Here is a 15,772-nt window from a genome sequence, read left to right as displayed (position 1 = left end):
TTGTCAGATATTTTCATGTTTCATTACCTCCGAATAGTTTTTGTTCGATTTTTTTACCTCTGCAAATAATTTCGCATTTTCACATTTTGAATCTTTCAGTTGTTTTTCAAGAGATGTCATCTGCTTTTTCAGCTCGTTATTTTCTGAAAGGACTTTGTTAAACTGGATTTTTCGTTCCTCATTCTCTTTCTGAACCACTAGCAATTCTTTCCGCATCTGTACGTTTTCTCCTTGAACTACATTCAACTTATCTTTCATGGTTTGATTGATCGACCTGAGATCGTCAATCTCTGACATAAACCGCTTTCGCAGGTCTTCACTCAAATCGCGCCATATTCTTGCAACCTTCTCAACGTTGTCAATTTCATTTGCCGCTACCTCAACATTAATTTTATCAACATCTGCAATGTTTCTATTACGGGTAAGCACGTAGGTAATAATCGAAGTTACAGCCGCAGGAATGGTGATTAGTAGTAAGTCATTCATAGTCATTAGGATCTTTGATGATGGATTTATCCTGTTTTTCATTAGAATCCAACAAAGTGTTTTTTATCGTCTGAGTTATTGTAAATTCCACCATTATGCCCTGCATCATCAGCGTAAGGAGATACTGAAAGCAGATCGGGTGTGTTTTTTATAAACTTAACCGCTGCATCCAGGTAGCTGCTTCCAACAATTGTATGGTTGTCTGTTAAACGCACCACAATTTTTGTAAATTGATCTTTCTCCTTTTCGGGGATGGGATTGTAGGTGGCCACGGTAACCGTTTCGCCTGCAATCCTGAAAATAATAGACGGCAAAGCGTCGGCAATGGCCAGATGGGCCACTGCCGGCGCTACAAGATCAAGTAGTATCTGGTAGTTTGTATTGGTGCCGCCATTTAAAATGTAAGCCTTCAGTGCGGCATAAATCACCTCCCCAAGCGCAGGCCGCAGCTTTAGCATTTCTACATCTTTTATCATAGTACGCATAGCCATGTAGGTGCGGCGCGATTGGCCTATTTCTACATACTTCTGCATTTCAACGGTATTGTTTATAATCAGATCACGGGTCTGGGTGTAAACGGCAGGGTTTTCACTCCATTCAGGATATTTTGATTTGTTGATCTCCATATACAGGAGCAATGAATCAAGGGAAAAGTCAGCCTTTTCGCCATGGTACTTCTTGCGGTCGCGTTTCTGATAATCGAAAGCTGTTTTGTGGGTAGCGGTTTCCACTATCTGCAGGCCCTGCGAAGTTACCCTGCTGTCGCTGATGGTAACATAATCGAACATGGCATAGTGGGCAACCACCCTGATGCACTTTTTGAGCAGTATGGCGGCATCGGTTTCAGAAGTCACATTTGCGGATGCAGATCCACTCCCGGAGGCAGAAGCCGAACCTGAGCCCGAAGCGGAACCGCTCCCTGATGCATCGGCATTGGCCAGGGCATCAATTACATCATACATCGGTTGGCCAATGGCCGGCAATAGCACAAACTCTTCGGCCCACTCAACCGATGGTTTAATTTCGTCGAAATTTTTGTGGCCGGTTACGTTGCCTACCTGCCCGATGAGGGTTTCTATGTCTTTTAAAATCATGGCCTACTCTGTTGGATCATTTACACCTGATTTGTCTGTTTCCTGTTTTACAAGCTCCGCATCCACAATGTCCAGAAATACGCGTTTATCTGGCCAGTTTATGCGAATTGCCCGGTTTATATTGTCGAGAACCAGATACCTGGCAATTGGCGTTCGGGTTTTAATGTGAAGGTTGTATGCATTCAGTACCTCTGAACCGGAGCTCATTTTTTCGCCAAGTTGTATGCAAGCCAGCGATGGCTGTACCTGAACGGCACTGGTAATCGCCTGATTGGTTTCGTTGAACAGCCTAAGGTTTGATTCGCTCATTTCCTTTTCGCTGCTTTTTAACTCAATAATTTCCCAACCTGTCATCTCCTTTCCATTTATATCTGTAGTCTTAAAAGTGTAGAATGCTTTTCCGGCATTGTCGGCACCGGCAAGCATGTTGTCAATTTCTGTGAGTTTGTCTTCAAGCCACTTATCCAGCTCCGTCTGATTCCATTTCTTCAATTCCTTCAATTGTTTCAGCGCATCAAGGGGTATTTTGATGTGCCATTTTGCATTGATTGAATTTTGCATTCGTGCCAGGTGGAATGAAGGGATTTCGTTGGCCAGAGGCAGCCACTTATAAATTACGCCTATATAGCCTGGATAATTGTAATACCTGAACCCAAATGACTTTTTTCGCCTGTGGATCATGGCATTCGGGTACCTGGAAGGATTCAGGCGGTCAAAAACTGGAAGTGGCTTAAAATCCTTTTTGTCTGCCCAGTTTCCCATCACAATGTGTTCAAACTGGCCTTGACTATTCATAATTTCCAGGCGGCACTCTTCCGTGTTGATGTGTTGCAGCTTTATAATGGGTACTGCCTTCTTGGTTTTGTTCACAACCATTTGTGTAAAGGTATTCTCCGTCCACACAAAATCAGTAAACTGATCAACAATATAGTCTCTTGCATCCCAGCTTTCCAGCCAGTCTTCAATTTCGGGATCTATTACCGGGACCTTAATTTTTTTGATTCCCGAAATAATAAACTGATTCAGTTGATACCCGCGACTATAAAGCATGTCCACCTTAAAGTCCATCAGCCCGGGAAAAATATTATTCTGGTAAAGGCTCATCAGGTGTTGAGGGAAAAGATTATCCCTGCCCCAGGACGAAATTTTAATATTATTGGCAGAAATTCCCTTATCATCCTCTTTAAAAGCCGAAATACTTGCATTCAGCTTCTTTACGGTCGTGTTTGAAACGGCTCCCGGCTTAGGAGCAGCAGTATCGCCCACCTGGTAGGTTGCTTTCGTTTTCGGGAGGATACCAGCGGTGCCATCTTGCGCCGACAGGGTAGATTTTATAGGCTTTACCATCTTACTGAATTTCCGTTGAATCTGGTAATTAGCCAGATGTGAACTGTTTTTATGTCGTTTGAATCTATTACCCGGATGCCGCGCTGCATGTTTTTCTTCATATTTTGCCTTACTGCTGTTTTGATGCAATTTTTATATGAAACCTCTTCGCCGTTATGCAGCGGTTTTTCCTTGCTGTATTTCACAAACGAAATGGAGAATGGGACCAGCTCCCCCGAAGGAGACATACTTTCGTCCATCAACCGCAATGCATCGCGCAAGTGAATTGTTTCTGACATGGCACAAAGATGTATTTGAATAGCCGAAAATAAAAGGACAAAAAAAATACCCCCGGAATTCGGGGGTATTGGCACAGGTGTAATCAGGGAAGCTAATCAAACGGAACAGGCAAATTGCGCACGGTAGGCTCAAGAAAGTTTGTTTTCCGGTTCAGGCTTATTTTATGTAAGAGCCAGGCTCGGTTTTCACAGCTAAAGTCTTTAAAGGAGTTAACGTTTACATTGCTCGTTGCCATCTCTGTCGGCTGAATAACATCCTTGCTAACCAGCAACTCAGCCGGTGATGTTTCGCAAACAATAGCAGGATAAACAACCGCTGAAAAAGCATAAACGATTACTGCATCCACCTGGGCATTCACAACAGCCACCTGACTGTTTTCGATGACCAGGTTAAAACAGGCATCTCCGGGCGGAGCATTTGATTGTGTGTAATCTGCATTCTCAGCAGCCATACCGGCAAAGCCAATCAGGAGCATTGCCAGGATAAAAACAAATCTCTTCATAAATTTGATTTTGGTTAGTGAATAATGAGTTGAAAAATGAAAAGGCAAATATGCAAACGAAACAGAAAAATTAAAAGGACAAAATAAATCAGGTATTTTTCATCAGTCTGCACCGCTTTATTTTCAAGGCATTTTCTGATCTTCCATAAATTGATTTCCCTTGTATTACCAGTACTTCTTCAGCCTTCGTATAACTCCGTTTGTTGGACCATCCTGCATTTACAACAAAAGCCGATAACCCTTTATAGGGCCGGTTCAGCTTCTTTGCAATATCCATTAATTTCATTTTACGGATATTCCTGTAGATGAATGCGCGCTCCTCTAAAGTGTAATAGTAATTCATCAGTCTGGCATTTTACATGGAAAAATATGACGTGGGTTCCAGTAGCTTGGTCTCAGCGCGTACATAAAACCATTTTCACGTACAGGCACCGGTCGCATCAGCCTGTTCCCATTTCCGCGTATACTCCAGTCTTCAGGCCAAGCAACAACTTCCCATTTTAACACACTGCCCCATCCGTGAGCTGTCTTTTTACCAATATGGGTGCAAAATGATAATATTTTTTCTATTTCATCTTTTACACCAACACAATACCAGTCAACATATAATGCGTGCCGGTAATAAATATCAAGGTGATAGTTCTTAAAGCGGCCTTTTGCAAGTTCAACTTTTCCTTTTTTTGAAGTGTCAAGGTAATCCACGAAATTCAAATCAAACCGCTTTACATAAAACGTGCTATCTTCAACAGTTGGCACTGGCCACTGTGCAACACTGCACGCGTAAAACCAGGCTTCCCCTGCAGGGCCCGATTTCAGCAAGGGTAATGTTACATTTTTCCCCTCGCGTACGTTACTCTCTCCAGGCATTGATATAGCCTTAACGCCATATTCCCCACCTATTTCGTTGCGCACATGGTGATAATACATAATACCATCAAGCGGTAGAAATTGATCGCTGATTACTCCTGTTTGCAAATATGCCCGCACACGCAGGGGGGTGAAGTCTTCTCTAAACAAAATCCTGTCTTTCATCAAAAATTCTTTTAAGTTCTTTCAAAACATTCTTTTTTTCTTCAATTGCAATGGATGCCCACTGATGTTGGTCAACTAAACATGCATCAAAATCAAACTCATTTATCTTGCTTACTAAGGATTTTTTATCAGTAACAAAATACCTGTCAGGAATCTTATAAACACCATGCCTTTCAATCGTACTACGAGTCGTTTCTTCAAAAAACTGCACTACATTACAATATAATGCTTCATAAAATCGGTTCGAAAGATGATTAAAATTCTTGTGCATCAACTCATCTTCCAGGTAAATGGTATACTTAACCAGGTTAAAGCTTTCACGGCCACGTATCCACTGCGGACTATCAGCAAACCTGCAATTGCATCCGGCTAATTGCTTGAACTTCCTCAGATTTTTCGTTTTACTGCTAAGTATAAATTCGTCAGCATCAGCAAAATACTTTTGAAAATACAATCGCCGGCCAGGGCGGTATGTTCCATAATACAATATATCATACTTTTTTTGTGTCAGCGGATTAGGTTGTTGCATCAACAAACTATTCAGGTTAAGTAAAATAAACCGGTTATATCCCCTCACCTTGTTCCCCTCTTCTACCAGATTGCTGATAACCGTTGATGGGTAGTCTTTTATAAGCCGTGCATACTCGCTGTTTGGACTGCAGGTATGCTCATTATTCAGCCAGAATATGTGTGGTTTTTTGCTGCGTCGTATAAATGATTCTATCTCTGCCGTTTTGGGGTAAAACGCCGAACCGATTACCACAAAATTTTCAAATTCAGATGGATTAAGCTCCTTAAGTTCTTCAGAAGTACTGATCAACGGAAGACTTAGCGCTTTTGCGATTTCCTGTATTGTCCGGCAATGTGAAGTTGTCGGGTTATCAGGAATTGGTGAAGTATCTATGAGCAGTGTTTTTCCCATACCTTTTCAAACGTTTCAAAACTGATTACCTTGGATTTTGAAGACAAAAGAATACATAAGCGGCTAAACTCATCATAATCTTCGCATTTTATTATGAAGTTTTGACGGGTATCAACCTGTTCTATAAACCTGAAATCAATTATTTCTGAATCCATCATTTGCAAGTTTATAATTATGTTTAACAATTTCCATTTTTTCAGCGTTCATAATGCCGGTTTCGTAAGAAAATGGACGCCATCCGACATTATGTTCAGCATCGGTATAATAGGATATACTGTCAATACTGTCAAAGCCAAGTTTCCGCCAATCGCGGCAATCATTATAATTCCATCCGGCGCCTAAGTTGTGTATCCATTCATACCCGATTTTTCTTAATTCTTCCGTTAGAATTTTAAGAGGCAAGGCAGCAGACCCTTTCAATCCCGGGTTACTTACAGCAATAATATTATTTCCAAATTCACGGTAATACATAGCCTGTTTCCGTGCATGAAAAATATCAAGGTGCTTCATCTTTGTAAACTGAATAACCGGTACCACCGGTAATTTGAAAAAGTGCATCCATGTCCGGTAATTCTGCATTGTCTTTTCAGGATCAAGAAACTTGTCGGGTGCTATACACAGTACAGGAAAATTATTTGATGCTCCATATTTTCTGTAATAACCATGCAACCGTTTCATATATGGTAAATCAATCTCCTTTTTTTTCAGGCTAAGTGCAAAAGCGCCTGAATCAAGTATTATAAATTCGCCATTTCGTGGCTGTGATGGCTTTAACGGAAAAGCATATAAACGGCTTGCCTCTTTAAAATGAGGCTCAAAATCGTGCTTCATGCAGGCGACAAAACATTTTTCCATCACTTCATCTCAGCTAAGAACTTACGAATACCATCTCCGTTCTTATCAAGGTGATCCTTGTATTTAGTTCCAAGTTTCACATCCAACTCGTTACCCTGTAAGTTTACACGACTGTCAATCTCGATCCAGCGGTCAAGTTTTATAGCAATCTCTCCATGACCGGTACCTGACTTGCCGCCAATATTCGGGGCTTTTGAAAACTCAATCAGTGTACTGAGAAAGGCTTCAAATTCCACGTCGGTAACATCTTCAAGCACAATGCGCCAAAAGAACTGAGTTCCGGCTGCGATGGTTTCTACATTGTACATCATTTGCTGTGGAGTACCGCTCTTTTTTTCTTCCGGTAATGCTTCCCCATTTTCACTCAACTGTTTACCGGCAATCATCAAACGGACTTTGTCGTTTTTTTCATCGTCGCGTCGGGTAAACATTTCAGTTTGGCAATACTCCCAAATACTTTCAACCGTTTCAGGCTGAAACTTTTCGGGCACCAGGTGTGAAGTTTCTTTACAAATCGGGATCAACTTCCCTATCTTCATTTTACCAGGCATAATGGCGTTACCGGCTGCACCTCCAAAAAGACCAATTAAAGGAATTAGATCCCTCATTTCCCGGAAGTATTTAATATCAAGGCCACTATCGCCTGTGCTAACCAGGCTGCCGCCAGAAAACAGGAAATAAAATGCCTGTAATGAGAGCCCGTTTACCTTCCCATTTTCCTCATTAATGCCGTATCCCAACATTTTAAGCATACTAAACATTCCCTTATCGCGCAAAATGCCCCGAATTGAATTTCCGGAAATAACTGGTACACGTTCCACTTTACCATTAGGTTGTACAAATTTTTCGCGCCTAAGCTGGGTAACTGTGCCATTGCGCTCACCACCATTGTGCGTAATGCTACTCAGGGCTGTTACCACGCCCTCCATAATGTAACTTCTCATTCCTGTCCAAGTTTAAAATTTTCCTTACGATCCTGGTTCATGAGCCTTACCAGTATGGCTAAATAAGTAGTTTCATCGCGAAGCCAGTTAAGTATCTCGCTGTCAAACCCACTTTGCACAATAAGCATAATCCTTTCGCTATATTGTGCTTCAAGATTTACAGGCAACCGCTGCCTGAACATACTTAAGAAAGTGGTTAATCGCGAAGTATAAGCTGCGCTTCGGATTGCATTTTCAAAATGCTCCCATATTTCTCGTTTGTAACGATCCTTGTATGAATCGTCAACACATCGCCACAAAGGCCAGAGCAGGTTTTCAGCAACCAGATCCTTTGTCATACTAATTTCGGTGCGTGCATCATCCATGTTGAAAAATTAAAGATTTGTGTTTTTCTATGAGGTTTTAAATTTTCTTCGTAAGCGGCCCATGCCGGAATACCGGCTTTCATTATCCGGTACCCGATATAGTTTCCTGTTATGATTTCAGCCTGTGAAAAGCCTATATTTAACAGGTTTTGCATGTTTTCATGTAATATTTGTAAAAGGGGGATATCGGGCATTATTTGCATTTCTTCTACTTGCCACATGCCGTTCTTATGTTTGAAAAGAATATGCTTTTGACCGGATTCAGCAAGGCATACAAGCTCACAATTACCTGAAACAATAAGATCATACACTGTGGCCTTGTCGGCTTTAGTAAAAATATGCCATTTGCCATCTGAAACAATGTGTGAGTAGGTGCGGAAACGCTGAGGCTTTTCCCTGCCGGTAAGCTTCATCAGCAACTCACTGCTTTCGTCAAAACAGAAAAGGGCCTCATTACTTATAATGTTGCCTGGTAAAAGATAGGAGTGGTCTGTAAAGGTATCGCGCACCCAGTTTTTGAAAAGAATACCGGTTGATTGTTTTCCGGTGATGCGGCAAATTCCGGGTTCATTGCCGTAAATTATGCCATTGGCGCCAATAAGGTAGATTCGTTCGCAGGGATGCATTTAACAAAAATTAGTTCGCTGTTATGCCTGCAAATATGTAACTATAAGTAAAAAATTAAAAGGACAAAAAAAACCGGCACGTGGGAGAGTGCCGGGGCGCATTTACGTGGAGGCAAATGCAGAAAGAAATATTTTAATTTCTACACAGAAATATAAATTTGTTTAGATGAAGAACGCAAAGATAAAAACGGGGTACAACATACGTTATATGCAAGGCTGGGGCAGTTCATTTAATCAAAGTCGGTGCGAATTTGAAGAAAATAAAAAGCCCCGCCCGCATCGGGTTTTACAAACCCGTTTGAGTTTTTTGCAGCCAATCTGCAATTGAATCAATTAGCGTATTTATAGTTTCTGAATGTTTTTGCGGAATCCTGTCTTTTGTAATCGCTGAACGGTCACCTGCAAGTGTCCGGCTAAGTTCAGCCCAGTTTATCATTGTTTTAGCTTTAATTTTTAAATTCATGTTGTGTAAAACAGGTTGTGTTTCCGGGTCTAAAGGTTCGTTGTCGTGTTTACCAGAAAGAATTTTTTCAGTTTTTTCTGATAATTTTACATTCTTAATGTCAGGATTAATTTGTCCTAACTCCTTTTCATGTAATCTATCTGAATTTTTCATTTTATTAACCTCCTACATAAATAGTTCCCAAATTACGTTCTGTCCATTCCGCTCCGTTTTCGATTGCTGAAAAAGGTATCCAATAAATTTTGCCATCAGTTACAGCTCTCGAAATAGGCACATAAACAAATTTATCTTCGTACTGAATTTTCAATGATTGACCAGATTTTGAAATCTCATATTCTCCTGGATAATGACAAAGTCCGTTAGAATAATTAAATCCAGATTCTTCGACTAAGTTTCTAATCAACCAGTTATCTTCATTTTTAAAATGAGTAATGGCAACTTTAGCAGCTTTTACAAAATTCCAGTTGCATACATTTTGCCAGTGATTTGCTGCTTTTAAAATTCTTTGTTTGTTTTCGATTGAAGTTTTCATTGTCGTATCTTTTAATTGTTATTACTTAAATTTCTATATATCAAAAATACCACATTTGTGGTTATTACGCAAGTGTTTTGTAAATTATTTTCCACATTTGTGGCTATTTATATAGATTCTAAGTAAGCCATCCCGATAAAAACAAAACTACGGCAGTACATTTAATCGAAGTTCGTGCAAGTTCGCAACGCCACGAAAGCATGTAACTGTCCGTTGTGTTTCATTGCGCTTGAAAAATTGATGTTTAATGAAGTGTAATCCGCAAGCGCAACGGAAAACACAACATGTTACATACTTCATGGCTATCCGTACAATTAATCAGCGTCATTAGGTATATCCGTTTTGTTTTTCCCGCCCGCTTCGTCTGCTATCGCAGCCGTTTGAATTTCAGTCTGCCAATCTTCTATATGCTTAATAAGGCTATTTATTTCAGCCTCATATTTTTGCGGAATCCTGTTTTTTCGTATGTTCATTCGAGAACCGGAAAGGAGCCTTGAAAGCTCCCCCCAGTTAATTAAGTCTTGTGCGATCATTAGTATTCAAATTTTGAAATGTCAAAATTAAAGTTGTAATTAATCCAGTTTTCGATTTCTGCTTCGATTTCTGCTTTTCTTTCCATTGAAGCATTTTCGTATTCTTCGATTTCTTCATCTGAAAGATATTCATTGTAGCACGAAACAGCTTCTAAATTTAACATCAGATGTTCAGCTATATTACCCTCGATGAACTGTTTGTTGTCGTTAATGTAAGCTCTTGTTAATTGACCTGCTGAATTTTTCATTGTTGTAAGTTTTAATTGTTATTTGATGGAACAAATATACAACGATTGTTGTAATTTACCAAATATTATTTGTTAAAAAATGTTAAATTATTACTCCTTATTTTTTATGAATCAGCTCATTTATTGCGGCTTCAAACTTATCAGCCGACCAGGGCGTTTTGCCGTTTAAGTAGTCGCTAATTGTTTGATATCTTATGTCTAAAAGCTCCGCCAGTTTCCTTTGTGTTACATTTTCATTGCGCATTAAAAGCAATAATATTTCCCGTAAATTAACCGGGTGCCGACCATCCTGGTTAATGGCAGATAGTAGCATATCAAGCAAATGGTTTTCGGTAGCACCATAGCGGTTAACCATTTCACTATCGCCAGGCTCCCATATATCAGCAGGCATAGGATGCTGCACGGCTTTTACAATTTCCGTTCTGGCCAGCAGATCATAACAATGCCATAAGGCCGCAAAGAATTGTTTTTCCTCAGCGTTCAAATCATCCCCATGCTGGTCACGTGCCTGGTAATGTCCAATTGCTTCTGAAATAGCATCCATCGCGCGGATGTGAGGTTTGGTAAGGTCAAGTTCGTTCATTGTGTAGTTATTGGTTTTAATTTGTTTTCTTTTGAACCTTTCAAGGTAAATTGAATTTCTCTTTCCATGAGTATTGCTCGAAGCCGGTTGCGTTTATGCAGGCCAAAAGCAATATCCTCTCTCCATATCCGGCTATGCTCCGGGCACATGCCCACAGTCATAGCATTGCCCCTCCTCTCGTTTGGTTGCCCACAATAGTCACAGGTCCTCATCCCATCGTTTGTTTTCCAATCCCACATGTGAAAATTATAAAATGCCGGGGAACCCGCCCCGGCTCGGGAGTTTGGTTATTATTTCGCAACATATTTCAGGCCAAGTGGCCTTCTGACACCTGGCTTGCGAGGAAGATCGCGTCCGCTGATAGGCTCTTCATCTACTTCTACCTATACGCTTTTACCAAGCGCGATCTTTACAGCATTGATAAAGCTATGATTTTTAATCATTTGTTCAAAACTGTGGTGAGCTGCAAGTTCAGCGAATGTCACTTCATCGTTTAGCCGGTAGCGCTTTATGAATTGCCTTGTGCCATATTCGCAGTTTCCTGCATGGAGACTATCCTGAATTGAAATTGTTGTTTCTGGGTTCGCTTTTATTTTTAACTCTATATCAGCAAAACTCTGATTTAAAATCTTTATTTTGTTGATTTTATTAGTCAATAGGTTTTCAATTTCGGTTTCAAATATATCTCTTGGGTTTGCGTAAAACGCAAATAAGTTACGTGAAACCTCGTATTCAAACCATGTATCATCTACCAATGCCCAAACCTGGTGATATATCTGGTTTTCATTTTCCGCCCTGTACAGATGAAAATATTCAACACCCTCATTTGTGCGTGAGTAGCAAGAATATCCATGAATAGTCTCCCCGCTGTTAACGGGAGTTACAAATTTATGAACAAGGCCATGAAAGTTTAAAGTTGCAAACTCGCCGTTTACAGTTTGAACTATACCCATTTTTTCAATTACAGGGTGAGTGCTGTTCTCATATTTTAACGCATCACGTGGGATGCCATTTGATGCTATAATGTATTCATCCAGTTTAAAGGGCAACTGGATTACATGGTTGCTCCAGTACCTTACTTTATATTTTTTAGTTGCTGCGGTTCCATTATAATCAAAATACTTGAACTCGTATTCTACATGCAGCCTTTCAGCTTCCGGTTCAGACGGTTCAGAGGTACTGAACTCATACAATGATGAAAAATCACCGAAACCAAGGAACTCAACAAACTGATTGATATACATAATATCAATGTTTTTGCCCGTAATGAGGATTACGGGTTCATTGTACCCGAAGCCGTTAACGTCAGACGGTATCCCTTTGTCAGCAGGAATGTAAATGTCCGTATTTTCAATTGTATTCTTACTAAATTCGGTAAGATGTTTTGTTGTTGACCGGTATCCTTCAAAGAGCACAATCGGGATAGTTGGGTCGGGGTTTAGATACCCGTTGAACGTCATTCCGCTTCTGGACTTATAATACATCCTACCTCCATAAAGGTCGTGTATCTTTTCTGCAGACTGATAATAATTTAAAACTCCCTTATCTTGTAGGTTGATAACAAGGGTTCCACGGCTTGCATAGCCGGATACATTTCTTTTCATTGGTTTAGATTTTCGCACAGGTGGTTTGTCTCTGTGCTCAATTCCATATTGGTTCGATTGATAAAAAATGCCGGGGAACCCGCCCCGGCTCGGTGAATGATTTATTTTTTTTCAACGAAACAAAACCATGGGTTTGTGGCCCACCGGTCAAAGTGGAAATAATAATCTTCGGATTCTTCTGATGTATTAAACCCATCCATGTAGGGAGCATTTTCTGGCATTTGCAGCAGTATGTTAATTTGTTCAAGCTCATCAACTTCATTACAATCAGCTTCGCCAAATTCAGTTTCAAGAATTATAGTCTTGAAATTATGCGAATCGTGGAATGTCCAGCCTTTTACTTCGGTGTGGGTTTCGTTTTTCTCTTTCCAGGTTTCAGCAAATTTCTTCAATTCAACTATATCAACAATGGTATAATTGAAATCTTCGTGGTTCTCTGTGTCCTCGTTCAATTCCTCAATCATGCCAATAAATGTTTCAACCGTATCGAAGGTCATGCCATGGCGCTCGTTAAAATAGTTGGATAATTCAATATCAAATTTCTTTTCAACTTGATAAAGAAAATCGCTATGGATTGAACTTTCGGAATTATTAAACGCATAGCAACCGGCATTGTTACAGTCAACCAACTGCCCGTAATCGCCTGAATATGAACTGCAAAATAGCATATCTTCAAAATTATTCCTCCTGGTAACCCGAATTGGGTCTTCTGCATCGGCTCCGAGGTCAACAACTATCCATTTTTCAAGCAGCCTTTCAGCTTTCAGGTTATAATCATAATTTTCCTGAACATAGTTGATAATCTCTTCCTTCAATTCCGCTCTTCGTGTTTGATCGTTTTCAAATTCGGTTATCTCACTTTCTGTGAGAAACCAGAAATAACCGTATTCCTCGGCTGCTGTGTCAGCAATAATGTATTCCGCTACATTTCCACCATTTTCAATGATGTATTGCTCGTTGTCGTGTACAAATGAATCTAATAACGTTTGGATGTTTGTTTTCATGATTTTAGTTTTTAAAAGTGAATGAAATTCCAAAAGTGGTTCGATTGATTTGATGCTACAAAGATACGCTATAACGGAACACAAAGCAAGTAAAACACATTAAAATTACCTTAAAATTGCGTTATAACGGAATATTTGTTCATTATACGTGCCTTGCGCCAGTAAACCACTTGGCAGCATCGGTCAAAGCATTGGCAATTTGCTTATCGGTAGCGTTGTAGACTTTAACAATTTCCAAACTAAATGAGTTGCCTGGCAAATGAACCACTCTTATGAGGAGCTCTCCGCTTCTTGTACACAAAATAAAAAGCTCTTTAGTCTTTAAAAGAGGATTTTCGCACAATAGGAATCTTGGTGTTTTAGAATTTTTCATAACTGAAGTACTTTAAGTGCTCAAATTTACTCAATCTTCAAATCAATAAAGTTTATAAAGTGCGAAAATAACAAAGGTATATATCCAAAAACCATATTCGCACTTTATACCAAACCGGGGGGAGCTGCAACCATTTTCGACCGGCGCGAGGAGGAACGACGAGCGACGGGCGGAAATGGTTGCAGCGGGGGGGCTAACCCCACCCGCTTGCAACCATTTGTAAACGGTTAAGTTTTCACAGTCGGCTGTTTATTTTGCTCATTTTCATACTGCTGGTTTTAAAATGTTAAATATTTCAATTGCTTTTTTTTCTATCTCTCGTTCCGGATTTGTTTTGATGGTGATCTTTCCATCTTCAACAAAAAGGTAAACGGGCGTATTTGGCAGAAACCCGGCTTCCTCCAGCCAAACTCCTTCCAGCCTGATAATTGGATAAATTGTTAACTGCCGGTATTTTCTTGGCCGGTAACCGGTGCCAATGGTGAGGATTCTCAATTTTATATCTCTCATGCTGCCCTCCTTTCTACCTGTGCATTAGAAAAAAGATAGCAAAGCGGGTAAAACTTATCTTTGTTTGTTTCTTCGGTGTCGTCTGGTGCCGGGTCTGTTGCCTTCAATTTACGAGGGCTTCCCCACACGACAAATGCTTTACTGCCCTTTTTCACCTTAAACCCTTTTTTATTCCACTCCTGAAGGGTGTTAAATTCTTCGTTGTCTTCATCCCGGTAAAAAAGTTCTATTACTGCCTCATTAACCGTGTCGAACTGCTCACTTTGAACAAGCGGTTTAACTTGTTTACTCATTTCTCTGAGGGCTTCCCGCTTTTCTTTATGATCTGTTTTTGTTTCCATGTTTCAAAAATTAGGCTGGCAGGTGGGTAGCCTGCCAGCCGGTTCATAAATTAGGCGGTTAATTTTTGTTCCACATTTTCAATCCGGCGTTGAATGTTTGATGTGCAAATTTCAACCATCTGCGCAACGGCTTGCGGGTCCTTGCTTGAAAAGCTTTTCAATCCGTCTGAACTTAGGCGCAAAGTTGCTTCTTCTCCGACCTCAGCGGCAAACTGTTGCAATTTTTCAAGCTGCATTAACAGGTTGTCGTGTTGTTCTGCCAGATATTGCGCTTCCTTGGCTTTCATCTTAATTTCAGAAATAGAAAGGATCCGTTTAGGTTTGGGCTGTGATTCCGGTTGTGGATCCGGTGCCGGCTCTTTTTTTTCGGTTTCCGGTTTCAAAACTTTCATCACGTTTGCCGGGGTGTTGGCTTCGTGGTTTTCGGTTTGGCCTGTGGCCTTGGCTGCCAGGTCGGCTGCCTTTTTTGCTGCTTTATTCATAATTATTGCCCTGTTTTTATTCTGCTGGGACTGCAGGTTTTCGTTAAACAATACGCTAATATACAACACATTACGCAAATATCCAAATAAAAAAGCACTTATTTTTAAAAATAATACATTTTAATACGCTGTATATCAATACATTACAAAGTATTTATAATTTATAACCATTCTAAATAAGGGGCTACAGGTAACAAATAATTGTTGTTTTGTGCGGCCTCACATGCTATTTTACAAAATCCGGCATTTTTCATGCCGGAAGAGTACCCTCAAGTGCACACCGCTGGTCGCAAGGTGATGCGCAACACATGGCAAAAAGTGATATATGGTCTACGTGCATATGTTATGGCGCTGGCGCCGGGCGCCCCATGTACGTGCAGCGAAGCGGAACACCGATTATTGCTGCGCGCGCGCCCCATATGCGTGCAGCGAAGCGGAACACCGATTAGTTTTTTGCGATAGGGATTGAAGCGGCATCCTTTTGTGGCGTGATATAAAATGGGGTTTGAACGGAATGAGTTCACAAACGGAGCATCTGCAATGGATGCAATCTTTTTGCGATTTTTAATGTGCGATAGAAACACTATGCCATGTAATGCAATGAAATGGCATTGTGTTTAGCACATGCGCAAAATGTTTGCAGGAAT

The 15,772-nt window shown here is 40.5% G+C and carries 23 protein-coding genes; all 23 read right to left on the bottom strand.

The window, feature by feature from the left end; translation table 11 throughout:
- Positions 1-3: 3 nt before the first annotated feature.
- Complete coding sequence (locus PHT93_RS07550) at positions 4-486, bottom strand: hypothetical protein (RefSeq protein ID WP_300241362.1); 483 nt, start codon at positions 484-486, stop codon at positions 4-6.
- A 41-nt stretch (positions 487-527) separates the two neighbouring features.
- Positions 528-1,580, bottom strand: coding sequence for a DUF6712 family protein (locus tag PHT93_RS07545; protein ID WP_300241360.1), 1,053 nt, complete (start codon positions 1,578-1,580; stop codon positions 528-530).
- Positions 1,581-1,583: 3 nt separating this feature from the next.
- A complete protein-coding gene (locus PHT93_RS07540) occupies positions 1,584-2,927 on the bottom strand; it encodes a hypothetical protein (protein WP_300241358.1) in 1,344 nt (447 codons plus the stop codon).
- Positions 2,921-3,205, bottom strand: coding sequence for a hypothetical protein (locus PHT93_RS07535; RefSeq protein WP_300241356.1), 285 nt, complete (start codon positions 3,203-3,205; stop codon positions 2,921-2,923). The genes PHT93_RS07540 and PHT93_RS07535 overlap by 7 nt, the downstream gene beginning before the upstream one ends.
- Positions 3,206-3,297: 92 nt before the next feature.
- Positions 3,298-3,708 (bottom strand): hypothetical protein, encoded by a 411-nt coding sequence (locus PHT93_RS07530; RefSeq protein ID WP_300241353.1) that lies wholly within the window; start codon positions 3,706-3,708, stop codon positions 3,298-3,300.
- Between the two features lie 88 nt (positions 3,709-3,796).
- Positions 3,797-4,051, bottom strand: coding sequence for a hypothetical protein (locus PHT93_RS07525; protein WP_300241350.1), 255 nt, complete (start codon positions 4,049-4,051; stop codon positions 3,797-3,799).
- Positions 4,051-4,740 carry a hypothetical protein gene (locus tag PHT93_RS07520; RefSeq protein WP_300241347.1) on the bottom strand — a complete coding sequence of 230 codons (690 nt, stop codon included), beginning with the start codon at positions 4,738-4,740 and terminating at the stop codon, positions 4,051-4,053. The genes PHT93_RS07525 and PHT93_RS07520 overlap by 1 nt, the downstream gene beginning before the upstream one ends.
- Entirely contained in the window at positions 4,718-5,662 is a 945-nt protein-coding gene (locus tag PHT93_RS07515; RefSeq protein WP_300241345.1) for a hypothetical protein, read from the bottom strand. Before PHT93_RS07515 ends, PHT93_RS07520 begins: the two co-directional genes overlap by 23 nt.
- 135 nt (positions 5,663-5,797) lie before the next feature.
- On the bottom strand, positions 5,798-6,517 hold the full coding sequence (locus PHT93_RS07510) for a hypothetical protein (protein WP_300241343.1): 720 nt from the start codon (positions 6,515-6,517) through the stop codon (positions 5,798-5,800).
- Positions 6,517-7,446 (bottom strand): RAMP superfamily CRISPR-associated protein, encoded by a 930-nt coding sequence (locus PHT93_RS07505; RefSeq protein ID WP_300241449.1) that lies wholly within the window; start codon positions 7,444-7,446, stop codon positions 6,517-6,519. Before PHT93_RS07505 ends, PHT93_RS07510 begins: the two co-directional genes overlap by 1 nt.
- An 11-nt stretch (positions 7,447-7,457) precedes the next feature.
- Positions 7,458-7,826 (bottom strand): hypothetical protein, encoded by a 369-nt coding sequence (locus PHT93_RS07500; RefSeq protein ID WP_300241341.1) that lies wholly within the window; start codon positions 7,824-7,826, stop codon positions 7,458-7,460.
- On the bottom strand, positions 7,796-8,452 hold the full coding sequence (locus PHT93_RS07495; protein ID WP_300241339.1) for a hypothetical protein: 657 nt from the start codon (positions 8,450-8,452) through the stop codon (positions 7,796-7,798). The genes PHT93_RS07500 and PHT93_RS07495 overlap by 31 nt, the downstream gene beginning before the upstream one ends.
- Positions 8,453-8,738: 286 nt before the next feature.
- The gene (locus PHT93_RS07490) at positions 8,739-9,068 is read right to left on the bottom strand and encodes a hypothetical protein (protein ID WP_300241337.1); all 330 of its coding nucleotides are present in this window, start codon (positions 9,066-9,068) and stop codon (positions 8,739-8,741) included.
- Between the two features lie 4 nt (positions 9,069-9,072).
- The gene (locus PHT93_RS07485) at positions 9,073-9,447 is read right to left on the bottom strand and encodes a hypothetical protein (RefSeq protein WP_300241335.1); all 375 of its coding nucleotides are present in this window, start codon (positions 9,445-9,447) and stop codon (positions 9,073-9,075) included.
- 314 nt (positions 9,448-9,761) lie between these two features.
- Entirely contained in the window at positions 9,762-9,980 is a 219-nt protein-coding gene (locus PHT93_RS07480) for a hypothetical protein (RefSeq protein WP_300241333.1), read from the bottom strand.
- Complete coding sequence (locus PHT93_RS07475; protein WP_300241330.1) at positions 9,980-10,228, bottom strand: hypothetical protein; 249 nt, start codon at positions 10,226-10,228, stop codon at positions 9,980-9,982. Before PHT93_RS07475 ends, PHT93_RS07480 begins: the two co-directional genes overlap by 1 nt.
- 97 nt (positions 10,229-10,325) lie before the next feature.
- Positions 10,326-10,811, bottom strand: a complete 486-nt coding sequence (locus tag PHT93_RS07470; RefSeq protein ID WP_300241328.1) for a helix-turn-helix transcriptional regulator — start codon at positions 10,809-10,811, stop codon at positions 10,326-10,328.
- A gap of 383 nt (positions 10,812-11,194) precedes the next feature.
- Positions 11,195-12,415 carry a hypothetical protein gene (locus PHT93_RS07465; RefSeq protein ID WP_300241326.1) on the bottom strand — a complete coding sequence of 407 codons (1,221 nt, stop codon included), beginning with the start codon at positions 12,413-12,415 and terminating at the stop codon, positions 11,195-11,197.
- Positions 12,416-12,516: 101 nt separating this feature from the next.
- Entirely contained in the window at positions 12,517-13,419 is a 903-nt protein-coding gene (locus tag PHT93_RS07460; RefSeq protein WP_300241324.1) for a hypothetical protein, read from the bottom strand.
- Between the two features lie 142 nt (positions 13,420-13,561).
- Entirely contained in the window at positions 13,562-13,792 is a 231-nt protein-coding gene (locus tag PHT93_RS07455; RefSeq protein WP_300241321.1) for a hypothetical protein, read from the bottom strand.
- Positions 13,793-14,056: 264 nt separating this feature from the next.
- Positions 14,057-14,302 (bottom strand): SymE family type I addiction module toxin, encoded by a 246-nt coding sequence (locus PHT93_RS07450; protein ID WP_300241319.1) that lies wholly within the window; start codon positions 14,300-14,302, stop codon positions 14,057-14,059.
- Positions 14,299-14,643, bottom strand: coding sequence for an ArdC-like ssDNA-binding domain-containing protein (locus PHT93_RS07445; protein WP_300241316.1), 345 nt, complete (start codon positions 14,641-14,643; stop codon positions 14,299-14,301). The genes PHT93_RS07450 and PHT93_RS07445 overlap by 4 nt, the downstream gene beginning before the upstream one ends.
- Positions 14,644-14,693: 50 nt before the next feature.
- The gene (locus PHT93_RS07440) at positions 14,694-15,125 is read right to left on the bottom strand and encodes a hypothetical protein (RefSeq protein WP_300241314.1); all 432 of its coding nucleotides are present in this window, start codon (positions 15,123-15,125) and stop codon (positions 14,694-14,696) included.
- Positions 15,126-15,772 lie beyond the last annotated feature (647 nt).

The organism is Massilibacteroides sp. (assembly GCF_028705895.1).
Classification (GTDB): Bacteria; Bacteroidota; Bacteroidia; order Bacteroidales; family Tannerellaceae; genus Massilibacteroides.
The sequence above is the reverse complement of the archived record's forward strand: the minus strand, read 5'-3'. Positions and strand labels throughout refer to the sequence as shown.